The sequence below is a fragment of the Bradyrhizobium sp. AZCC 2262 genome (assembly GCF_036924535.1).
Classification (GTDB): domain Bacteria; phylum Pseudomonadota; class Alphaproteobacteria; order Rhizobiales; family Xanthobacteraceae; genus Bradyrhizobium.
This window is the reverse complement of record NZ_JAZHRT010000001.1, coordinates 9,117,397-9,139,635: the sequence shown is the minus strand read 5'-3', so window position 1 is coordinate 9,139,635 and position 22,239 is coordinate 9,117,397. Positions and strand designations below refer to the sequence as shown.

Sequence of the window (22,239 nt, the reverse complement as noted above, 5' to 3'; positions counted from 1 at the left end):
CCCCCTTGGCTTTTTTCCTGAGCCAGAAAAAGCCGAGGCCTACTTGCGGGCAGCCTCGAAGGGACTGACGAGCGTGCCGGTCTTCAACTTGTCGGGGTACAGGATCACCTGCTTGCCCGGCTTCCGGAATTGTTCGATGTCCTTGTCGACCACACCCCGGAACTGCGCCTGCACCGTTGCGCTTTCTTTCCACTCACCATCGGCCGAGAACGCGATCGGCCCGACGATGGTCTTGTGCTCGTTCTCCCGCAAATACTTTGCGAGGCCCTTCTGGTCGAGCGACTTGGTCGCGTTGACCGCCGCGTCGATCATCTGCCCCATGGCGTAACCGTACGGCGCCAGATAATAGCCGAGCGGGTCGACCTTCGCTTCGACGGCGCGCTTGGTATAGACCTCGAAAAATTCCTTGGTGCCGGCGTGGTACATGCTCGGTTCCGGCAGCCAGGTGTTGTAGTTGACGACGCCGTTGAGCAACGACCCCAGATTCCCCATCACGGCGGCAAACTGCAAACCGACCATGCCGCCGCCGAAAACCTTGACGTCGTCGCCGATTCCGATCTCGTTCACGGCACGCAGAATGCCGGCCGAATCCGGCGGATAGGACGCAACATAGACGATATCGGGCTTGGCGGCCTTGAGCCCGCGAATGATTGACGCGAACTCGACCGTGTTCGGCGGATAGGACTGATCGAAGACGACGGGCACGTTGCGCTTCTTGGCGACATCGCGAGCGGTCAGCGCCAGATTCTGGGCAAACTCCTGATCGGCCGCGAGCAACGCCATGTTCTTGCCGCCGGCTTTCTGCGCCAGATCGATGAACGAGGCGGCCCAGCTGTCGGCCGGCCCCCACGGCGCATTGTTGAACCACATGTCGTGGCCAACCTTGCTGTTCACCTGGAACGAGAAATTGCCCATCAGCAGCAGGCCGCGCTGCTTGACGAACGGCATGATCGGTGCGGTCGGCACCGTCGCGTAAGGCGCGAACAAGAGATCGACCTTGTCGACATCGACCAGCTTGGAGTAGATCGCCGGCGTCTCCGAGGCGCTCGATTTGTCGTCATAGACGACCAGTTCGACCTTGCGACCGAGCAGGCCACCTTTGGCATTGATATCGTCGCGCCAGATTTCGATCCCGAGCAGCGAAGCCTTGCCGCCGCCCGCGAGGCCGCCGGTTTGCGGCATCGACATGCCGATCTTGATCGGTGGCTGCTGCGCCAGTGCGCGCGAACCCTGTCCAACCACCGCGACGGCCATCGCGCCGCCGAGAAATGTCCTGCGTTTCATGATTTTCCCCCTCGTGTGTCGTTGTCCGTTGTCATTCGGGTTTCGCCGGATCTCTGCCCGGCTGTTGAATGGAATCTCGTCAGGCTGAGGCTAACCGGCCCCTGCCGATACGGGTTCTTTCGTGGCCGATTTTTTCATGATCGCCGATGGATCGGCGCCGACGCGGCCGCTGGTCTTGTCGGCCTCACTTTCACGCGAAACCCGCATGTCGAAGCGGATGCTGGGCATGCCCTTGATCGGGCAGTCCGGATCGCTTGCGACCACGTCGACGGCGAGATCGCCCGACGAGCCGAACACGACGTCATCGGCGAGATGCGGATCGTCGCGCAGATAGAGCGCGGTGACCAGTTCGCGATAGCCAGGCGCACCGACCAGGAAGTGAATATGCGCCGGCCGCATGCCATGCCGTGCCTGCGCCTTCACCATGGCGCCGACCGGTCCGTCCATCGGGATCGAATATCCGAGTGGTTTCACGGTGCGCAGCACGTAGAGGCCATCGGCATCGGTTGCGAACACGCCGCGATAATCGACCGATGTCGCACTGGCCTGAATGTCGTAGAGACCGTCGGCACCGGTCTGCCAGATCGAGACGGTGGCGTTGGCGACCGGCCTGCCGGCGGCATCGGTGACGCGGCCGTAAAGCACGCACTCGCTGCCCGGCTTCGGATTCCTGGCGATCGAACTGCCGGCGGTGAGTGTCGGCGTGGCCTCGCGGTAAAATGGGCCGAGCAGGCTGGTATGGGTCGCGTCCTCGAGGGCGGTGGCGTCGTGCAGGCCATTGACGAGCGCCGAGAGGCCGAGGGTGTCGGAGAGCAGGATGAATTCCTGCCGTTCCGGCGAGCACATCTTGCCGGCGGCCGTCATGAATTCGATACCCTTGATCCATTCCGCCGGCGTCAGATTGACCTCGCGGGCGAAGGCATGGAGGTGCTTGACCGCCGCCGCCATGATGGTCTTGAGGCGCGGGTCCGGCGTTGTCGCCATCTGGTCGAGCACGGCGTCCGTGATCGTTTCAGGCGTTAACTCACGCATGCGTCACTCCCTGAGCTGCCGGCGCTTATTCGACCCGCCGGCTGTTATTGCAGCAAGCCTAACCGCTTGTTGGGGATCAACACAAGGCGTTCGGAGGCGGCGCCTGCGCCCCCTCCTACCAATTGATACGAGGCGGTGGGGGCACTTGACTGCACAATGATGCGTCAGAGCGCGCCGCGGTTTCGGCGGCCCACGATTTTGCGATTGCACAATCAGGACCGCGCAAATGGCATCACTTCTCGCGGATCGGCGGCGCAACCTTCTCGGCCGGCGCCGGCGGCAGCGCAGGCTGGGCGCCCGCCTTCTGCGCGTCCGGATCGGGCCGGGCCGGTTGCGGCGGAATGTCCGACGGCCTTTGGCCGGTGGTGGCCGGCTCGGGCGGCGCGGAAGGCTTCGTTTCCCCGCCCGGCGTCGATTGCGTAGGCGGCGTCGCCTGCGCCATTTGCTGGGAATCACGGACGGTGAGCGCCGTCAGCGCCAGCGTCGAGACGGCCAGCCCGGCCGCGATCAGCATGGACGCAAGCAGCATTTCCCGTCGGTATTCGCGTTGGCGGTCTTCGGCAGGCATGTCATTCAACCCACGAAATTGTTCGCGATATCAACGATTCCTGCGATGCATGGTTCCGCGCCCGCACGCCGGGAACAGCGATATCGTCAAGATCCGCCCGGAACTAGTCCGCGGTGCTCACTTCCCAGGTGGCATGGCGCACACCGGCTTGGTGTTGCAGATCGCCCACCACCGCATTCAATTCATTCGGATCGACCGCGGTAGAGACCAGCTTTGCGACGATCTCCAGCAGATCGTCGCCGGTTTCGACGACCTCGATATCCGCCACCGGATATTTGGCGTTTTCCAGCCGCTCGACCAGTTGGTCGCGCATGGCGGGCAACGCCTCGGTCGTAACCGCGAGTTTGAAATAATAGGTCGCTTCCGAAGCCTTCTCGTCGAGCGGAATGCGGTTGATCGCGTTCACCAGCGGACGCAGCAGGGTGTTTCCGGCCAGCACGAAGACGGTCAGCACCGCAGCCTGCGCGACCATGTCGGCACCGGCGCAGGACCCGACCGCTGCCGACGCCCACAGCGTCGCCGCGGTGTTCAGGCCGCGCACGTCCATGCCCTGCTTCATGATGACGCCGGCCCCGAGGAAACCGATTCCCGACACAACATAGGCGATCACGCGCACCGCGCCATCGGTGCCGGTCAGGTGCATGGCGAGGTCGACAAAGGCCGCCGCGCCAACGGCGACCAGCACATTGGTGCGCAAGCCCGCGGTGCGCTGCCTGTATTGCCGCTCCGCACCGATCAATGTGCCGAGTACAAACGCCGCAGTCAGGCTGACCAGCGTGTCGATGAAATCGTGAATCTGGAAGGTGGTCAGAAACCGCATGGCCCCACATAACGGCTGAATACGACGGATCGATTAAAACTCCAGCATTCCGGTGTCGCCATCCTCGGTGCCGAAGGCCAGCAGCGTGCCCTTCGCGTTCCAGGCCAGCGCCGAGACCGGATCGCTGCCATTGCGGCGCACCAGAATTTCCGCGCCATCCTCGAGCCGCACGATCAGTATGGTGCCGTCGCTATAGCCCGCGGCCATGATGTCCTGCTTCGGATGACAGGCCACCATCGAGACGCGAGCCTGCAACGGGGCGAGCATGGCGGGCTCCTTGCCCATCGGCCCGTCCTTGCTGGTGAACGGCCAGATGATCACGGTATCGGCGCCCGAGGTGGCGAGCCCCTTGCCGCCCACGGTCCACGACATCGAGCGGACACGGCCGGGATAGCCGCTCATCCGCATGTGCCTGTTATCGGCAAGTCGCCAGCCGTGCAGCGCCGGCTCGTGCATGCCGGTGACCAGGAATTTGTTGTCGGGGCTGAAGGTGACGGCGAGGTGCGAGCCGGCCCATTCCAGAAACTCCGGCTTCGCCGCCATGTTGGGAAACCACAGCGTCACGCCATTGTAATGGGCGACCGCGACGCGCACGCCTTTTGGCGCGAACGCCAGTCCGCCGACGGTCGAGGGCGCATCAAAAGTCTTCTCATCGCCCTTGCCGCTGCGGACGAACGCGGTCTTGCCGGCCGACCACGCTACCGCGCCATCGGGATGCAACGCGACATTGTCGATCCAGCGCCGTTTTGCATCGGTCGCGAGCACTGTGACTTCGCCCTTGGCGTCGAACGCGACGACCTTGCCGTCGTCGCCGCCGGTGACGATACGCTTGCCGTCGGACGCCGCACACAGCACGGCGCCGCCATGGATGGCAACTTTCGAAACTTCGCCCGCTTCGTTCGCCACCGCTGCGTTTTCCTCGACGCCGACAAACACCGCGGTATCGCCGAGGAAATAGATCGACGTGACGGGCATGCCGACCGGCAGCGCCCGCACCTGGTCGGTGATGGAAGCGATGGAGGGCGCCTCGCCCGGATCAAACTCTTTCATCACGTGGTGATACAGCTTTCAAAACCGTCGCGGATCGCCTGCTCCGGCAATTCGCGGCCGATGAAGACGACGCGGCTTTCGCGCCGCTCGCCATCCTTCCACTTCCGTTGATGGTCACCCTCCAGCATCATGTGCACGCCCTGGAACACGTAGCGGTCGTCGTCGTCAGTGAAGGCGAGAATGCCCTTCGAGCGCAAAATCTTCTGGCCCTCGGTGGCGACGAGGTTTTGCAGCCACGGCATGAACCTGGTGGGGTCGAGCGGCTTGTCCGAGCGCAGCGACAGCGATTGCATGTCCTCGTCGTGATAGTGCTTCAAGCCGCCATGGCTGTGGCCGTGATGGTGGTCATGGCCGTGGTGATGATCATGGTCGTGGTGGTGATCATGGCCATCGCCGGCGTCCAGAAATTCCGGCTCGATCTCCAGAATACGATCCAGGTCGAACGCGCCGCGCTCCAGCACGTCAGACAGCGCCACCTTGCAACGCTCGGTGCGGTGCAGCTTTGCGTAAGGGTTGATGCCGCGAATGCGGGCTTCGACCTCGGCGAGCTCGGGCTTGGAGACGAGGTCGGTTTTGTTCAGCACGATGACGTCGGCAAACGCGATCTGATTCTTGGCCTCCGGGGCGTCCTTCAGGCGGTCGCTCAGCCATTTGGCGTCGGCCACCGTCACGACCGCATCGAGGCGGGCGTTCTTCTGCACGTCCTCATCGACGAAAAAAGTCTGCGCCACCGGGGCCGGATCGGCGAGGCCCGTCGTCTCGACGATGATGGCGTCGAACTTGCCCTTGCGTTTCATCAGGCCGTCCATGATGCGGACGAGGTCGCCGCGCACGGTGCAGCAGACGCAGCCATTGTTCATCTCGAACACTTCCTCGTCGGCGCCGATGATGAGGTCGTTGTCGATGCCGATTTCGCCGAATTCGTTGACGATGACGGCGTATTTCTTGCCGTGGTTTTCCGACAGGATGCGGTTGAGCAGCGTGGTCTTGCCGGCGCCGAGATAGCCCGTCAGGACGGTCACTGGAATTTTTTGGGACGAAGGTTCAGACATAACGGCTCCGGGCGGAATTACAGGGCGCGCCGGCAAGCAGGGAGGCCCCTGCCCTATCGGCTCAGCGCGCTGGTCAGTGCCTTTATATTGTGCCTGACCATCGCAATGTAAGTGGGAGAATCGCCCTTTTCGCCGGTCAGGCTGTCCGAATAGAGCGTTCCGCCGACCCTGGCGCCGGTCTCGGCCGAGATCCGGCCCATCAGGCGGGGGTCCGTGATATTTTCCAGAAACACGGCCGGTATTCTGGCGGCCCTGATCTGGGTGATGATCCCTGCGATATCGCGGGCGCTGGCTTCGGATTCGGTCGAGACGCCGAGCGGCGCGATGAATTCGATGCCATAGGCGGCGGCGAAATAACCGAAGGCATTGTGGGTTGAGATCACCTTGCGGCGGCTTTCCGGAATTTTCGCCACTGCCTCGCGCACGTCGCGCTCCAGCGCGTCGAGATCAGCCAGATAGGCGTTCGCCCTGGACTTGAAGGCTTCGGCGTCCGCAGGAGCCACTGCTGCCAGCGCATCGCGGATATTGGCGACATAAATCTTCGCATTCGCGACCGATTGCCAGGCGTGCGGATCGGCTTCGGAGCCGAGCTTGAGCGGCGCGATGCCTGATGTCGTGGTCACGATATCAGCCTTGCCGCCGGCGGACTTCACCAGCCGCGGCAGCCAGCCCTCGAATCCGAGACCGTTGACAAATACGAGCTTCGCATCCGCCACCCTCTTGGCATCCGAGGGCGTCGGCACATAGACATGTGCGTCGCTGTCGGGGCCCACCAGCGTGGTGACGTTGACGCGATCGCCACCGACATTGCGGACGAAATCGCCGAGGATCGAGAAACTGGCGACGACGTTGAGACGCTCCTGCGCCCACGCCGGATCGCTGAACACGATCAATCCCAGACAGATAAGCCAGCACAGTCGCCGCATCGTCACGCCTCGAGATGGCGGCCGGGAAACAATTGCCGCACCAGTCCGCTGACATTGCCGAACAACAGCGACGCCAGATAGAGCCCTGCCGCCACGAGGATGATCGCCGGCCCCGAAGGAATCCGGGTCTGGAACGACAGCACCAGCCCGGCATAACCAGACACAATGGCGCTTGCGACCGCGATGCAGATCATGGCGGTGATGTCGCGCGACCAGAAGCGGGCGATGCCGGCGGGCAGGATCATCAGGCCGACGCCGAGCAGCGTGCCGAGCGCGTGAAAGCCGTTGACAAGGTTGATCACAACCAGCGCCAGAAACGCCAGATGCGCGGGCGCGCCGGCGCGCGAGACGGTGCGCAGGAACATCGGATCGACGCATTCGATCACCAGCGGCCGGTAGATCACCGCCATCACCAGCAGCGTAACGGTGGCGTTGAAGGCGATGACGAGCAGCGTCTGGTCGTCCATTGCGAGAATGTTGCCGAACAGCACGTGCAGCAGGTCGATATTGGTGCCCTTGACGGAAACGATGGTGACGCCGAGCGCGAGCGACACCAGATAGAAGGTCGCGAGCGAGGCGTCTTCCTTCAACTCGGTATTGCGCGCGACAAGGCCTGCGAGGAGCGCGACCGTAAAGCCCGCGATCAATCCGCCGGTCGTCATCGCGAACAGATTGAGCCCGGAGATCAGGAAGCCGATCGCCGCGCCCGGCAAGATCGCATGCGCCATGGCGTCGCCGACAAGGCTCATCCGCCGCAGCATCAAAAATACGCCGATTGGTGCTGCGCCGAGTGACAGCGCGATCACGGCGGCGAGCGCGCGGCGCATGAACTCAAATTCGGTAAAGGGCGCGATCAGCGCGTCGTACAGCATCAGGCAGCCCGCGACGGCATGTCGTCGGCGCAGGCGGCGGCGCTGTCGTCGAACGCCTCGCACATCCGTAGCGCCACCATCAGGTTTTCGGCCGTCAGTACATCAGCGGTCGGGCCCCACGCCACCGGCCCGCGCGCGAGCAGCAGGGTTTCCGGGAAGTGATCGCGCACCAGCTCCATGTCGTGCAGCGCCGCCAGCACGGTGCGGCCCTCGCCGTGCCAGCGCTTGACCAGCGCCAGCAGGTCGGCCGAGGTTTTGGTGTCGATGGCGTTGAAAGGCTCGTCGAGCACGATCAGGCGCGCGTCCTGCAGCAGCACGCGCGCAAACAGCATGCGCTGCATCTGGCCGCCGGACAGCGTGCCAATCGAGCGGTTTTCAAAACCGTTGAGGCCGACGGCGGCGAGCGCCCGGATGATCTTGTCCCGCTCCGCCTTGCCCATGCCGCCGAACAGCCCGGTCGAGCGCCACAGGCCCGTACCGACAAGATCGAACACCGAGATCGGAAAAGTCCGGTCGATGTCGACGCTCTGCGGCAGGTAGGCGATGTCGCGGATATCGAGGCCGCCGAGATCGATCGATCCCGAAAGCGGCTTCAAAATGCCGGCGAGCCCGCGAAACAGCGTCGACTTGCCGGCGCCGTTCGGCCCGATCACGGCCACCAGCGCGCCGGAAGCGACCTCGCCATTGAGGTGATGCACCGCCGGATGGCGATCATAGCCGAGCGTAACGTTGTGGAATTTGATCTGCGCCGCCATGCTCACCTCATCGCCACCAGGACGACGGCCCACAGCGCAGCGCTGACCAGCAGCGCCGCACCGAACCGGGCTGCCACCGTCATGCGCAGGATCGACCAGGGCGCGGCTTGCGCCGGATGCGGGGTGGCCGGGCCATGCGAATGGACGTGGCCGTGATGGTGGTCGTGGGAGTGGGAATGGTCGTGAGGCATGGGAAAATGTTACATTATAACATTACGAGAGTCCACGCGGTGGCACGGCCGCAGGCCGGCCTTCTCGAACGCGCCAAGGTCGTCATACCCCGCGAAGGCGGGGTATCCAGTACGCTGCGGCTTACCGGTTCAATCGCTGCTGTCTCTGGAATACTGGGTCACCCGCCTGCGCGGGTGACGACGACCGAATATGACTGTGCGATCTCACGACGCGAATCGTCCGAGGTTTGCTTCGAATTCACCCTCTTGGAAATCAGAGAGGGCGCAGGGAAGACCGGGTGCACGCTGCACCCGCGGTCTCGTGTGCCATTTACGCACAAGAAGACGCACACGAGCATACAGGTTCAGCCGAGGCATCCGGCCTTCCCTGCGCAATGGCTTTACGGCTTACTTCGTGCTCTCCCCGGTGAACGGCTTTCTTGCCACCGTCGCCCCCAGGAAGCTTGCTTCCCAGGAACTTGACGCCAGCACCGCGGCGCCAGAATCACACGACTTCGCCGTACGCGTCATGCCAGCCTCGTCAGTCATGGCTTCCGCGTCCACCGCATCCCACCGCGCGTTTCGTGACGATCGCGAGCCGCCCCTCTTGCCGGGTGGGACGGCACATGGATGAACTGATTTGCCTGAGAACAAAAGGGGAATATTTTCGCACCGGATACTGGACCAACGCCTAGCGTGATTTGCCCGGCAGGTAGCACAGGCGTTGGTAGGTCGGCCCCGACCGCGAAGCCGGACCCGCGCTCGCGATCGGGATTTTGGCGCTGATCATATTCGTCGGGTGGCGGGCGCCGCATTTGCACCACCGAGTCCTAACGAGAACTGAGGCGGGCCTTAATTTCGAATGCCGATCGATGTGGCCGTAGCTCGGATCATCCGCATGGCCGCGTCGGTGTAACGGGCGCCGTTGAAGTTGACGTCAACGACCCACAAAACGAACAGAGCAACAAATGCCGCGGCTATGGCTTTCATAAACTATTAACGGTGAAGATACGGCACGGGTTCCCGGGCCGCAACTCCCACTGGAGGTACGAAGGCACCAAGGGTGGGGCTCAAGACGACTTGCCACCAAGGTCCCGCCAGTCCGCAAGCGCACCGCGCGAGCGTGATCTCACGGCTTCCCGATCACCATCGCGATCGCCGCCGCGAGAAACGGGAACGGCACCGAGACCGCCGCGCGAAACCAGACGAACCTGGCCGGCATGAACGGGATTTCCCAGAGGATCATGCGCTGGAAGGCGAACAGCGCCCAGGCGACGACATAGGCGACCACCTGCGGCGGGCCGCCGCCGACCTTCAACGCGACCGCGCCGATCGAAAAACCGACCACCGGGCCGCCCGGCGTGGCTGCGCCGGCGATCACCGCCGTCAGGACGCCGAGCCAGCCGCTATCAGGCCCGAGCCAGCCGGTGATGACTTCCGGCGGGATGACGGCGGCGATGTAGCCCGAGCCGATCACGCCGAGCGCGATGCGCGGCACGATGTTGATGAAATCCATGCTGCCCTCGCGCACGGACGACACCAGCACCACGCGCCCGCGCTGCCAGGCCATGAAGCCGAGGATTAAGACCGAGCCCCACAGGGTGACGTCGATGATCAACGCGGAAATATTCACGAGGGCTCGCCCTTCGGATACATCCGCACGAAAACGAAGCGGCCGAGCGCGCCTGCCAGCACCGGGATCGGCAGCGAGATCACGATCCGCCACAGCGTGAAATCCGTGCCGAGGATCGGCAATTCCCAGGCGACCGCGCGGCCGTAGCCGATCAGCGTCCAGCTCACCACCATCGCGATGGTGGCGCCGAAATCGGCGCCGACCGTGAGCAGCGCCGCCGCCACCGGATAGGCGGTGAACGGACCGCCGGGCAGGATCGCGCCGAACGCCGTTCCGATCAAAAGTCCCTTCAGCCCCGAATTCGGCCCGAGCGCTCGCGAGACTTTGTCGTGAGGCAGAATTTCCGCGATGAAGCCACCGAGCAGGCAGCCGGCCAGCACGCGCGGCATGATTTCCCCGAACAGCCAGAGATCATGCGTGAGGATCTTGAGCACGCCATCGATGCCGTCGCGCCGCCAGACCAGGCCTGCGCAAACTACGACCAGCGTGCCGATCACGATCATCGACCAGCCGACCGGCTTGCGGGCGCGCCGCAGCTTCGGCTCGGCGTCATCGGCAGGCGCCGGGTCTTTTATCTGATGTTCTGACAAGGGCGATGGGTTTTGCGGGTGATGCGATTCCACCCTGCTTAGTCCCACCATGGTGGCGACGCAACGATAGCCATGCGCATCTCAGGCATGCCCATGCGAGGACGTTACCGGGCACTCCCGCGGCGGCCCGCGGGCGTATCCGTTCAGGTGAACTGACGGACCAGCGCCAGGCCGGCAAACAGCCCGGCGATCGAGAGCACGACCGAGCCTATGACGTAAAGCGCCGCAGGGCCAAGTTCGCCGCGCTCGTAGAGCAGCGCCGCATCGAGCGAGTAGGCCGAGAACGTGGTGTAGCCGCCCAGGATGCCGGTCATCAAAAACAGCCGCCAGGGCTGCGACGCCTCGCCCTTGAAGGCGAGATAGCCCGCGATCAGCCCCATCACCGTCGAGCCCGTGATGTTGATGATGAAGGTACCCCAGGGGAATCCGGTGCCCATGCAACGGGCGCAGGTGACGTTAATCAGATGGCGCAGCGTCGCGCCAAGGCCGCCACCAACAAAGACCAGCAAATAGCTCATCGCAGCATTTTCCACGCCAGTGAAGTGACCCGGCAAACCGCTTTTGCCTGTTAGCAGCAATCTCTGCAAGGATCGGGACCGCGCCCGGCCAACGAAAAAAGGGCGGCAGCCGCGGCCACCGCCCTTCGACTTTTACTCCGCTGTCATTCCGGGGCGGCGCGAAGCGACGAACCCGGAATCTCGAGATTCCGGGTTCGATGCTGTCGCATCGCCCCGGAATGACGGAGTGTTAGGAAGTCTTGCCGAACAGCTCGTCGACATAGTCCCAGTTGATCAGATTATCGCAGAACGCCTTCAGATAGTCGGGACGGCGGTTGCGGTAATCGATGTAGTAGGAGTGCTCCCAGACGTCACAGCCGAGGATCGGGGTCGCGCCGTGGACCAGCGGGCTCTCGCCGTTCGCCGTCTTGGAGATTTCGAGCTTGCCGTTCTTGACCGACAGCCAGCACCAGCCGGAGCCGAACTGGCCGACGCCGGCAGCGGCGAAATCGGTCTTGAACTTCTCGAGCCCGCCGAGGTCCTCGGTGATCTTCTTTTCCAGACGGCCGGGCAGCTTGCTGCCGCCGCCATTCGGCTTCATCCAGTTCCAGAAGTGGAGGTGATTGTAGTGCTGGCCGGCATTGTTGAACACGGCCGGGTTCTTCCCGAACGAACCCTTGACGATCTCCTCCAGGGACTTGCCTTCGAATTCAGTCCCCTTGATCGCGTTGTTTCCGTTGGTCACGTAAGCCTGGTGATGCTTGTCGTGGTGGTATTCCAGCGTTTCCTTGGACATGTGGGGCGCAAGGGCGTCGTGGGAATAGGGCAGATTGGGCAGCGTGAAGGTCATGGGGTGATGTCCGAACTGATGGGAGACGAAGTTTAACGGGAACCCTTATAGAAGGTTCCATTGCGCATAAACACCGCAATTTGGCAAGAACGGGGAGGCTTCCGCGTAACACCGCTCCGCGCCCAGCGTATGACGGGACGGCGGCCGTATCGGCGCAACAGGGTGATGGAATGAGCATCGAAATCGACGTGCTGAACGGGGACGCATCCTGGCAAAGGACCGAGCCGCTGATGAAGGCGGTGTGGCCGCGCCATGTCGTCGAGAGGCTGCCATGGGGTCACATCGAATGGGCCCATGCCGATCTGCGCGTGCTGATCGATGCGCCCGAGGATTCGCCGAAACCGGGGCTTGCCTGCCATGTCGGCATCTATTTCCGTGACGCCATCTGGGATGGGCGCAAGGTCCATATCGGCGGCATCGGCGGCGTCGCGACCCGCGAGGATTGCCGTGGGCGCGGCTATGCAACGCTTGCGCTCAACGCCGCCGTCAGGACCCTGCGTGACCACGAAGCCGTTCGGTTTGCGATGCTGTTCTGCGAGCCGCACAATGAAGCATTTTATCAGGCGCGCGGCTGGCATGCGTTCAAAGGCGAAGTCTACGCCGAGCAGCCGGAGGGAAGAATTCGCTTCGAGGCCATGGCACCCTATGTGTTCGATTTCACCCGCAAGCCGCGCGATGGAATAATTGACCTATGCGGCCTGCCGTGGTGACCCCTGCGTGGGCCACGGGTGGCTTTGTGCCCGGCCGGCCGCATAATATGTCAGTCATAATTTATTTGATTTGGATGACCTGCGACGTATGACCATTGACGCTCCGCTCGACATGCGCCCCGCCGCGGTTCCATCCGCGCCGATCAACGGCCTGCTCGCCTCGCCGATCCTGCCGACGCTGCTGAGGCTCGCGCTGCCCAATGCGATCGCCATGGTCGGCACCACGCTGGTGGCCGTCGCCGAGACCTCCTATATCGGCCGGCTCGGCACCGAGCCGCTCGCCGGCATCGCGCTGGTGTTTCCCTTCGTGATGCTGACGCAGATGATGTCGGCCGGCGCGATGGGCGGCGGCGTTTCGTCCGCGATCAGCCGGGCGATCGGCGCGGGGAATCGCGACCGCGCGGCTGATCTGGCGTTGCATGCCGGGATGATCGGCGCCTGCGCCGGAATCTTTTTCACCGCGATGATGCTGGTATTCGGCGGCGCGTTTTACGCGCTACTCGGCGGGCGCGGCGGCGTGCTCGAACAGGCCATGCAATATTCGCACGTGCTGTTCTCCGGCGCGATCGCGATCTGGCTGGTCAACACGCTGGCCTCGGTGGTGCGCGGCACCGGCGACATGCGGATTCCATCGGTAACCCTGATCGGCACCGCGCTGGTGCAGATTGCGGTTGGCGGCGCGCTTGGCCTTGGGCTGTTCGGCCTGCCGAAATTCGGCATGGGCGGCGTCGCCGCGGGCCAGCTCACCGCCTTCACGCTCGGCGCGATATTTCTCGCCTGGTATCTCGTCAGCGGCCGCAGCCGGCTGACGCTGAACTTCAAGGGTTTTAAATTCCAGCGCGACATGTTCTTCGACATTCTGAAGGTCGGCGCGGTGTCCTGCCTGTCGCCGCTGCAGACCGTGCTGACGGTGCTGATCTTCACCAAAATCCTGGCCGGCTACGGCACCGCGACATTGGCCGGCTACGGCATGGGCTCGCGGCTGGAATTTCTGCTGACGCCGATCGCCTTTGCTTTTGGTGTCGCCTCGGTGCCGATGGTCGGCATGGCAATGGGCGCGGGGCTCGTGACGCGCGCGCGGCAGGTGGCGTGGACCGCGGGCGCGGCGGCCGCCATCACCGTGGGGGCCATCGGGCTCATCGTCGCAATGATGCCGTCGCTCTGGGTTTCGCTGTTCACCAGCGATCCCGGCGTCACCGCCGCGGCGTCTTCCTATCTGGTCTGGGCCGGCCCCGCGTTCGCCTTTTTCGGGATGGGCGCCTGCCTCTATTTCTCCTCGCAGGGGGCGGCGATGGTCGGCGGTCCCGTGATCGCCGGCACCGCGCGGTTGCTGATCGTCGGCGTCGGCGGTTGGTGGCTGGCCTCGGCGGGCGCGCCGGCATGGACATTGTTCGCGCTGGTAGGCCTCGCGATGGCCGTTTACGGCCTCGGGACGGCGTTGTCGATCCGCCTCACCCGCTGGAGCAAATGATCGCCTTCGCGCAATCCGACGTTGCACAAATCTGATTTGTTGCTATGCAGGCCTGCTTTTTTGGGGAATGATTCATGGCTTGCAGAACGGCTTTCATCATCGCGATCGCGGCGGCATTGCTGGTCGCCCCATCGGCTCGCGCGCAAGGCTCGGGCGAGCCGACCGGCGTCTGGCAGACCCAGGCCGGCGACGCGCGGGTGAAAGTCAGCAAATGCGGTGGCGGCATCTGCGGCGTGATTGTCGGCCTCAAAGAGCCGGTCGATCAGGCTACCGGCAAGCCCCCGGTCGATGACAAGAATCCAAACCCGGCGCTGAAGAAGCGGCCCATGATCGGCCTGACGCTATTCAGCGGCATGCAGCCAGTTGGCCCCGGCAAATGGTCGGGCCAGATCTACAACGCCGATGACGGCGGCACCTATGCGAGCAGCATCTCGGTGGCGGGCCCGGATACGCTGCGGGTCGAAGGCTGCGTCGGCGCGCTGTGCGGCGGCGAGACCTGGACGCGCGTGGGGCGCTGAAGCTCAGTCGCCTTGGCGTCAGATCCTGAGGAGCGGCGCCTTCGCCGCGTCTCGAAGGATGAATGGCACCAGCCGGGCCTCGTGGTTCGAGACGGCGCTTCGCGCCTCCTCACCATGAGGGATTAACAATAATCGTGACCCCCTACGCCGCCATCGCCTTTAGCGCGGTCGCCGCCGAGGCGTAGCCGCCGCGGGCGCTGTCGATGAAATGGACGTGGTCGCTGCGCATCACCGACGGCGTGAAGCAGGTCATCATCGCCGCGTCCTGCCGGTGCAGGCCGTAGCGCACGACCCGCTCTGAAGCCGCGTTCGCCAGAAGCGCCGCCAGCGCGCGTTCCAGCTCCTCGGTGCAATCGAGGATCATCCGCAGGCCGTCGTCATATTTGCGGAAGTCGGAATTCTCCACCACCTGCTGCACGTAGTTTTTCGGCACGAAATTGCCGACCTTGATGCCGAAGCGCATCACGACATAGGCCCACAGCGTCACCGCGAGCACGACCGTGCGCCGCTTCAACAGCGGCCCGCCGCGCGCGGCGCGCGCTTCATACTCGACGCCGGCCGGCGGCCAGCGCAGCGGCGGCCCGCCCGACGGCACCGGCCGCCCGGCGTCCGGAGACTGTTCGACCAGTCCGATGATGTCCTCGATCACCTTGCGGAAACGAAACGGATCGGCGCCCTTGGCCGGCACCACCAGCACCGACAGAATGAGCCCGCGCGTGGAGGGAATTTCCTCGAACCGGCACGACAGCCCGGACAGATCGGGCTGCGTGCCGGGAGCAGCCGCCGGCACCGCGAACTCGCCGCGCTTCATCTCGGCATCCGCCCACCCCAAACCCCCGCCGGAAAACATCGCATAGGAGAGATTCGCTGACGGACCGAAGCGGGCCACCCTGATATCGAAGCCCTGCGCACGGATGTCCTTGACCGGCACCAGCGCCACCCGCATCACCAGATCGAGATCTTCGCGGACCCATGAAGCCGTCGCCGCCAGCGCATCGCGGGCACGCGCGAGGTCGCCGGGCGACACCGCGAAGCTGGCGCCATCGCCGCCGAACACGAACGGAAATTCGCGCCCGTCAAGCGCGTTGGTGACGGCGGCAATCACGGCCGCGCCGGCCATGTTGACCGCCTTGTAGCGCTGGTTCGCGATCGCCTTGGTCGATTCCACGATGTCGGCGACGCCGACGGTCCAGTCGTCAGGCAACGGCGAATACATCGCCGGGTCCATCAGGCTGCCAAAGCCGCGAAAGACCGGGATCGCGCCGTAGAATATGTCGGTGCCGTCAGGCGTCGTCATGGCGATGAGAGCCCCCGGTTCTCAACCCTTCCAGAGCTAGCTGACTTCTCTTCGATTCGTCATCCAGCTCTGACTTTTTGTTTGAGCATGATCTTTTCGGAAAACCGGTGTCCACTTTTCCGGATCATGCTGTAGCAGATACGGCCGATTCTGAAATCCGGTTCGCGACAGATCGTCCTACCCCTTCACGACCCCGCGCAGCACCAGCTGATTGAGCCGGCTGGCGAACGCCGCCGGGTCTTCCGGCAGTTCGCCGTCGAGGATCTGCGCCTGCTCCAGCAGCAGGAACGACAGGTCTTTGGCCGCATCCTTGTCGCCTGTGATCGCCGCGACGAGGGGATGGCGCATGTTGATCTCCAGGATCGGCTTGGTGGTCGGCGCCTTGTTCTGCATCGCCAGGAGGCGTTCGAGCATGCGGTCATGGGCGTCGCCGCCGGCGACCAGGCATGACGCGCTCGCCGTCAGCCGCTGCGAGGCGCGCACGTCGGAGACGCGCTCGCCCAGCGCGTCCTTGATCAGCGCAATCGTCGTGGCTTCATCTGCGCTGGCCTCGTCCTTCTTGTCCTCGGCCTTGTCATCCAGGAGCGGGATCAGGGCGAAATCGATATCGCCCTGGCTCAGCGACTTCAGCGGCTTGCCGCCGAAATCGAGCGGCGCCGAGGTCCAGAATGCGTCGACCGGATCGGTCAGCAGCAGCACCTCGATGCCGCGCGCCGTTGCCGATTCCAGCTTCGGGTTGGCCTTCAGACGTTCGACGCTCTCGCCGGTGAGATAATAGATGTCGGTCTGGTTCGGCTTGAGATCTTCGACATATTGCTTGAGCGAACGCTTCTCGCCCCTGGTCGTGGTGAAGCGCGACAGGCCCAGCAATTTCTCGCGGCGCTCAAAATCTTCCCAGATGCCTTCCTTGATCACCGGGCCGAACGCGTCCCAGATTTTGGCGAACGCATCCGGTTCTTTCTCACCGAGGTTTTCCAGCTCCGATATCACACGGCCGGTGACGGCCTTGCGGATCTGGGTGAGCTGCGGATTGTTCTGCAGCATCTCTCTGGAGATGTTGAGCGGCAGATCCTCGCTGTCGATCACGCCGCGGATGAACCGCAAGTAAGCCGGCAGGACATCGGCGTCGTCGGCGATGAAGACGCGGCGGACATAGAGCTTGACCTTGCCCTTGCGCGCCTGGTCGAACAGATCGAACGGTTTTGTCGACGGCGCAAACAGCAGCACCGCATAGGACTGCCGGCCCTCGGCGCGATAATGCAGCGTCATCGCCGGTTCGTCGAACGCGCCTGCGATCTGCTGGTAGGCCTGCTTGTAGTCCTCCACCGAGAGTTCCGATTTCGGCCGCTGCCACAGCGCGCTGGCCGAATTGATCTGGCGCGGCTCACCCTCCTCCGGCACCAGTTCGATCGGAAACTGGATGTTGTCGGACCAGGCGCGGACGATGCGCTCGATCTCGTGGGTCTCGAGATACTTCGCCGCATTCTCTTTCAGATGCAGGACGATCTCGGTGCCGCGCGTGACACGCGCAGCGTCCTCCTCGCCGGCGGGTGCGATTTCAAACCCGCTGCCGCCCGAGGACGACCAGACAAAGACCTGATCGGAGCCGGCCCGGCGGCTGGTGACCACGATGCGCTCGGCAACCATGAATGCCGCATAGAAGCCGACCCCGAACTGGCCGATCAGATTGGTGCCGTCCTTGGCCTCGGTCAGGCGGGAGAGAAAGGATCTTGTGCCTGATCGTGCGATGGTGCCGAGATTGTCGATCAGCTCCTGCCGGTCCATGCCGATACCGCTGTCGACGACGGAAAGCGTATTGGCGGGCTTGTTCGGCGCGATGCGGATTTTAGGCGGCGCGCCGTCGGTGATCAGCTCGGGCGACGATATCGCCTCATAGCGCAGCTTGTCGCAGGCGTCCGACGCGTTCGAAATCAGCTCGCGCAGGAAGATATCGGTCTCCGAATAGACCGAGTGCACCATCAGGTTCAGAAGCTCGGCAACCTCGGCCTGGAACGGCTGGGATTCGGGGGCAGTAGTGGTTGTCATACGGGGCTCGCTTGGAACAGGGCAAAAGCAAAGCCCTGATATAGCGTTACCATCGTGGGTGGCAAGATTTGCCACGCCCGTTGAGACGTCTGCGCCTGTTCCCGCCCCCTTACCGCTCGACAAAAGCGCGCTGGAACTGATCCAGGATCGGTTTGAACAGGTAGCTCAGCATGGTCCGGCTACCGGTCTGCATGAACACTTCCGCGGGCATGCCCGAGGAGAGCTGCAGCCCGGCCAGCCGCCGGCGCTCTTCTTCCGGCAGCATGATCCGGACCGTGAAATAGGATGTGCTGGTCTGCTGGTCGCGGGTGGTGTCGGGCGAGACATACGACACCTGACCGATCAATTGCGGCGTCACTCGCTGATTGAAGGCCGAGAAGCGGACAAAAGCCTGCTGCCCTTTTCGCACCTGGTCGATGTCATTCGGCTGCAACCGCGCCTCGATTTGCAGATCATCGGAATCCGGCACCACCTCCATGACGGCGTCGCCGGCGCGAATCACGCCGCCGATGGTGTGCGCGTTCAGCTGATGGATTACACCCGACGTCGGCGCGCGCATCTCGATGCGTTCGAGGACGTCGCGAGCCGCGACGCTTCGTTCGCTGAGTTCGGCTTCCTTGCCCTGCGCCTCGCCGAGGTCCTTGACGACCTCGGTGCGGACATCCTGGTCGAGCCGGACCATCTGAAGCTTCGCCTCGTCGACCTTGGTTTTAGTCTCGGCGATCGTTGAGATCAACTGACCGCGTTCGCCTTCGATTCTGGCGCTCTCGCGCTGCAGGGCGGTGAGCCGCGCGATCGGCACCAGACGCTTGTCGAACAGCTCCTGTACGCCCGTGAGCTCGCCGGTGATCAACTCCAGTTGCTTGGCCTTGGACGCGACCTGCGCCTCGAGGCCCACGATCTCCTCGCCAAGCTGCGATACCTTGCTACTGAGCAGCTCCTTCTGACTCTCGCGTGCCGTCACCCGCGCCCTGAACAGCGACGCCTCCGAAGCAAGCAGCGTCTTGACATTGGGATCGTCCAGCCGGCTCGACATTTCCGGCGGGATCGCCGGTCGGGGCAGACCGTCGCGCTCGGCGGCCAGCCGCGCGCTCTTCGCCCGCACTTCGTCGAGCTGCTTGCTGACCACCTGAAGGCTGGCCTGCGCCTGCGTCGCGTCCAGCCGCAGCAGCAGATCGCCGGCGTTGACCCGCATGCCGTTATGAACCGGGATCTGCGCGACCACGCCGCCGGTCGGATGCTGGATGGTCTTGACGTTGGACTGTACCACCAGATTGCCCGGCACCACGACGGCGCCCGACAACGGCACCAGCGCCATCCAGCCGCCTGCCACCCCCCCGACGACGAGCAACGCCCGCAAGCCGGTGCGCAACTCGCCCTCAAAGGCGCGCGCCGCCCGGACTACGATGCTTTCGCCGGGCGCGCCGGCCATATCCGCCGATCCATCGCGATTGGCAAGAAATGCGACGCCAGCGGTCAGGCCATTGCGGACGACCGCCGTCACGGAACGATCGCGCGGCACCGGGCCCGCCGGGCTCGGCGGCGCCAATTGGGGAGCCTCGATGCGAGGCGGCAGCCGCATGTCGTCGATCGACAAAACCTCCGGCCGCGACCTCGGAATATTCATCAGCGACGGATCGTCGGGCGCGATGATCGGACCGCGCGCCTGTCGTTCATTCCGCCATGAATTGTGTGCGGGGGCATCGCCTGCCGGACCGCGCCTGCCGCTCGCCGGTGGCGGAGGCATGAACTGCGGATCACGCGCGCTGCGTCCGCGGCGCGGCGGCGGAGGCTCAGGTTCAAAAACCTCGGACTGGGATCCGAAGGGGCCGAGCCAATCCAGCACCCGTCCCATCTTGCCCTTTTTCTTCGACCGCTTCGGCCGGGCCTGGCGCGAACGCCGCGCGCCCGGACCCGATTCGTCATTCGCCGGGCGGCGAAGCGGCGGCCGCTGGTCCTGCCGATTGTCGTGCTCGAAAGCCTGTCGCAATCGCTGCAGTTCGAGGATCAGCGCCTGGCCTTGCGGCGCCGCGACGTCCTCATCCGTCCCGCCGATCCGGTGGCGCGCAACTCTTTCATCGGCATGCACGTGGTCAAAACCCTTCATGAAGAAACACTCTCGGCAAGTGATGCGCGCTGTTCTGCCTTGGCCTGCGGCGATCCAGGCGCCCCCTTGCTGCCAGCGTTGCGGACGCGCGCGAACACTTCTGCGCTCGGGCCGAACGCGATCGCCTTGCCTTCGTAGAGCACCATCGTCATATCAAGCGCGGAGAGCGCGCTCGGGCGATGCGAGATGACGACGACGATGGACTTGTTCTGGCGCATGATCCCGATGGCACGCGTCAGGGCGTTCTCACCGTCGGCATCCAGATTGGCGTTGGGCTCATCGAGCACGAGCAGGAAGGGGTCACCGAACACCGCCCGCGCCAGCCCAACCCGCTGCTTCTGGCCGGCCGACAGCGACATGCCGCCCTGCCCTATTCGGGTCGCATAGCCCTCCGGCAGGCGCAGGATGATGTCGTGGACACCTGCGATCTGCGCGGCCTTCAGGATGGCATCCGAGTTCGCGTTTTCGTCGAAGCGACAGATGTTCTCCGCCACGGTGCCGTCGAACAGGCCGACATCCTGCGGCAGATAGCCGATATGCCGGCCGAGATCCTCGTTGCGCCATTGATCGAGCGCCGCGCCGTCAAGCCGCACGGCGCCGCGATGCGCTGGCCAGATTCCAACCAGCGCCTTCGAGAGCGAGGTCTTGCCCGACGCGCTCGCGCCCAATAGCGCCAGCCCGGAGCCGGCCTTGAGCGAAAACGTGACACCGGACACGATCGGCATGTCGAAGCCTGGTGCTGCCACCGCGAGATTCTGCACGGACAATTCGCGGCACGGACGCGGCAACATCACCGGCGGCGCCGGAGGCTGTGCGGTCGCCTTCAAGATGTCGCGCAGGCGCGCGAGGCCCTGGCGGGCGGCGGCCAGTTGTTTCCAGGTGCCGAGCGCGATTTCGACGGGCGCGAGCGCGCGCCCCATCAAGATCGAGGACGCGATCATGATGCCGCCCGACGCCTTGTCGGCGACGACGAGATAGGCGCCCATCCCCAGCATTCCCGATTGCAGGATGTAGCGCAGCACCTTCGCGCTCGAGCCGAGATTGGCATAGACGTCGGTGGCGCGGATGTTTTCCTGCAGGTAGCGCTCGTTGGCTTGCGACCATCGCGCCGTCAGCCGGTCCGTCATGCCGAGCGCCCGAACGATTTCCGCGTTGCGCTGCGTCGCATCCGCCAGCACCTGCCGCTGCGCGTTCAGGTCCATCGCCGTCTTGGTCGCGCCGCGCGAGATCCGCTCGGTCACCAATGTCATGGCAATGATCGCCGCGGTGCCCAGCAGCGCCGTGAAGCCGATCATCGGGTGAAACAGAAACAGCCCGATCAGAAACACCGGGATCCACGGCATATCCAGGAACGCCGTCGGCCCCATGCCCGACATGAAGGTGCGCACCTGATCGAGATCGCGCAGCGGCTGCTGCATCAAGACCGGCTTCACCCCGCGCAGCGGCAGGGTGGCAAGCGCCGAATGGATCGATTCCTGCAGGCCGCCATCGAACAGCGTTGCGATCCGGGCAAGCATCCGCGACCGCATCGCATCGAAATATCCCTGCACCAGATAGGCGATCAGCACCATCAGAGACAGGCCGAACAGGGTCGCGAGGTTACGGCTCGGAATCACCCGATCGTATACCTGCAACATATAAAGGGAACCCGACAGCATCAGGATGTTGATGACGCCGCTGAAGACGGCAACCCCGATCATGCGATGCGCGCTCGCGCGCATCGCGTTCGCGACGGGATCATCGGCGGCCAGCGTCGACAACAGGCCGGAAATTGCGCTGGGCGCCGGTGTTGCCCGCGCTCGGCCTTGTGCCTGACCCTGAGCGATACTCATTGAACTGCCCTTCGACCCGCTGGAACATCGGATCTCCCTTGCAAGTCTCCTTGACGCGCGATGCAGACCATTTTTCGACAACAATGCGACGAATGCCGATTGTTCAAGTTCGCTCGTGGGTAGAACGGTGGCAAAGGCCGCTTTGTCGCCGATCCCGTG

The 22,239-nt window shown here is 64.1% G+C and carries 21 protein-coding genes; 3 read left to right on the top strand and 18 right to left on the bottom strand.

Annotation, left to right across the window (positions count from 1 at the left end; all coding sequences use genetic code 11):
• Positions 1 to 39: 39 nt before the first annotated feature.
• The 14 genes from V1283_RS42905 to V1283_RS42840 form a co-directional block, all read right to left on the bottom strand.
• Entirely contained in the window at positions 40 to 1,284 is a 1,245-nt protein-coding gene (locus tag V1283_RS42905) for an amino acid ABC transporter substrate-binding protein (protein WP_334392610.1), read from the bottom strand.
• A 90-nt stretch (positions 1,285 to 1,374) separates the two neighbouring features.
• Positions 1,375 to 2,316, bottom strand: coding sequence for a dioxygenase family protein (locus V1283_RS42900; RefSeq protein ID WP_334392609.1), 942 nt, complete (start codon positions 2,314 to 2,316; stop codon positions 1,375 to 1,377).
• A 232-nt stretch (positions 2,317 to 2,548) separates the two neighbouring features.
• On the bottom strand, positions 2,549 to 2,884 hold the full coding sequence (locus tag V1283_RS42895; RefSeq protein WP_334392608.1) for a hypothetical protein: 336 nt from the start codon (positions 2,882 to 2,884) through the stop codon (positions 2,549 to 2,551).
• A 103-nt stretch (positions 2,885 to 2,987) separates the two neighbouring features.
• Positions 2,988 to 3,704 (bottom strand): MgtC/SapB family protein, encoded by a 717-nt coding sequence (locus V1283_RS42890; protein WP_334392607.1) that lies wholly within the window; start codon positions 3,702 to 3,704, stop codon positions 2,988 to 2,990.
• Positions 3,705 to 3,737: 33 nt separating this feature from the next.
• Positions 3,738 to 4,754 carry a WD40 repeat domain-containing protein gene (locus tag V1283_RS42885; RefSeq protein ID WP_334392606.1) on the bottom strand — a complete coding sequence of 339 codons (1,017 nt, stop codon included), beginning with the start codon at positions 4,752 to 4,754 and terminating at the stop codon, positions 3,738 to 3,740.
• The gene (locus V1283_RS42880) at positions 4,754 to 5,806 is read right to left on the bottom strand and encodes a CobW family GTP-binding protein (RefSeq protein ID WP_334392605.1); all 1,053 of its coding nucleotides are present in this window, start codon (positions 5,804 to 5,806) and stop codon (positions 4,754 to 4,756) included. Before V1283_RS42880 ends, V1283_RS42885 begins: the two co-directional genes overlap by 1 nt.
• Before the next feature lie 53 nt (positions 5,807 to 5,859).
• The gene (locus V1283_RS42875; RefSeq protein WP_334392604.1) at positions 5,860 to 6,732 is read right to left on the bottom strand and encodes a metal ABC transporter substrate-binding protein; all 873 of its coding nucleotides are present in this window, start codon (positions 6,730 to 6,732) and stop codon (positions 5,860 to 5,862) included.
• A 2-nt stretch (positions 6,733 to 6,734) separates the two neighbouring features.
• Complete coding sequence (locus V1283_RS42870; protein WP_334392603.1) at positions 6,735 to 7,604, bottom strand: metal ABC transporter permease; 870 nt, start codon at positions 7,602 to 7,604, stop codon at positions 6,735 to 6,737.
• Positions 7,604 to 8,359, bottom strand: coding sequence for a metal ABC transporter ATP-binding protein (locus V1283_RS42865; RefSeq protein ID WP_334392602.1), 756 nt, complete (start codon positions 8,357 to 8,359; stop codon positions 7,604 to 7,606). The genes V1283_RS42870 and V1283_RS42865 overlap by 1 nt, the downstream gene beginning before the upstream one ends.
• 2 nt (positions 8,360 to 8,361) lie before the next feature.
• Positions 8,362 to 8,550, bottom strand: a complete 189-nt coding sequence (locus tag V1283_RS42860) for a hypothetical protein (protein ID WP_334392601.1) — start codon at positions 8,548 to 8,550, stop codon at positions 8,362 to 8,364.
• Between the two features lie 1,108 nt (positions 8,551 to 9,658).
• Positions 9,659 to 10,099 (bottom strand): hypothetical protein, encoded by a 441-nt coding sequence (locus V1283_RS42855; protein WP_334393389.1) that lies wholly within the window; start codon positions 10,097 to 10,099, stop codon positions 9,659 to 9,661.
• 59 nt (positions 10,100 to 10,158) lie between these two features.
• Positions 10,159 to 10,752: a permease gene (locus V1283_RS42850; protein WP_334392600.1), complete on the bottom strand. Its 594-nt coding sequence runs from the start codon at positions 10,750 to 10,752 to the stop codon at positions 10,159 to 10,161.
• A 143-nt stretch (positions 10,753 to 10,895) separates the two neighbouring features.
• Positions 10,896 to 11,270, bottom strand: a complete 375-nt coding sequence (gene crcB / locus V1283_RS42845) for a fluoride efflux transporter CrcB (RefSeq protein ID WP_334392599.1) — start codon at positions 11,268 to 11,270, stop codon at positions 10,896 to 10,898.
• Between the two features lie 229 nt (positions 11,271 to 11,499).
• Entirely contained in the window at positions 11,500 to 12,099 is a 600-nt protein-coding gene (locus tag V1283_RS42840; RefSeq protein ID WP_334392598.1) for a superoxide dismutase, read from the bottom strand.
• Positions 12,100 to 12,269: 170 nt separating this feature from the next.
• Between V1283_RS42840 and V1283_RS42835 the strand changes: the two genes are divergently transcribed.
• The 3 genes from V1283_RS42835 to V1283_RS42825 all read left to right on the top strand — a co-directional run bounded on the left by V1283_RS42835 (position 12,270) and on the right by V1283_RS42825 (position 14,798).
• Positions 12,270 to 12,809 carry a GNAT family N-acetyltransferase gene (locus V1283_RS42835; RefSeq protein ID WP_334392596.1) on the top strand — a complete coding sequence of 180 codons (540 nt, stop codon included), beginning with the start codon at positions 12,270 to 12,272 and terminating at the stop codon, positions 12,807 to 12,809.
• An 88-nt stretch (positions 12,810 to 12,897) separates the two neighbouring features.
• The gene (locus V1283_RS42830) at positions 12,898 to 14,280 is read left to right on the top strand and encodes an MATE family efflux transporter (RefSeq protein WP_334392595.1); all 1,383 of its coding nucleotides are present in this window, start codon (positions 12,898 to 12,900) and stop codon (positions 14,278 to 14,280) included.
• 74 nt (positions 14,281 to 14,354) lie between these two features.
• Complete coding sequence (locus V1283_RS42825) at positions 14,355 to 14,798, top strand: DUF2147 domain-containing protein (RefSeq protein WP_334392594.1); 444 nt, start codon at positions 14,355 to 14,357, stop codon at positions 14,796 to 14,798.
• Positions 14,799 to 14,940: 142 nt separating this feature from the next.
• Here V1283_RS42825 and V1283_RS42820 read toward each other — a convergent pair whose 3' ends face one another.
• The 4 genes from V1283_RS42820 to V1283_RS42805 form a co-directional block, all read right to left on the bottom strand.
• Entirely contained in the window at positions 14,941 to 16,095 is a 1,155-nt protein-coding gene (locus tag V1283_RS42820; RefSeq protein WP_334392593.1) for a DUF3095 domain-containing protein, read from the bottom strand.
• Between the two features lie 177 nt (positions 16,096 to 16,272).
• The gene (gene htpG / locus V1283_RS42815) at positions 16,273 to 18,141 is read right to left on the bottom strand and encodes a molecular chaperone HtpG (RefSeq protein WP_334392592.1); all 1,869 of its coding nucleotides are present in this window, start codon (positions 18,139 to 18,141) and stop codon (positions 16,273 to 16,275) included.
• A 109-nt stretch (positions 18,142 to 18,250) separates the two neighbouring features.
• Entirely contained in the window at positions 18,251 to 20,248 is a 1,998-nt protein-coding gene (locus V1283_RS42810) for an HlyD family type I secretion periplasmic adaptor subunit (RefSeq protein WP_334392591.1), read from the bottom strand.
• Positions 20,245 to 21,948 (bottom strand): type I secretion system permease/ATPase, encoded by a 1,704-nt coding sequence (locus tag V1283_RS42805; RefSeq protein ID WP_334393388.1) that lies wholly within the window; start codon positions 21,946 to 21,948, stop codon positions 20,245 to 20,247. Before V1283_RS42805 ends, V1283_RS42810 begins: the two co-directional genes overlap by 4 nt.
• Positions 21,949 to 22,239 lie beyond the last annotated feature (291 nt).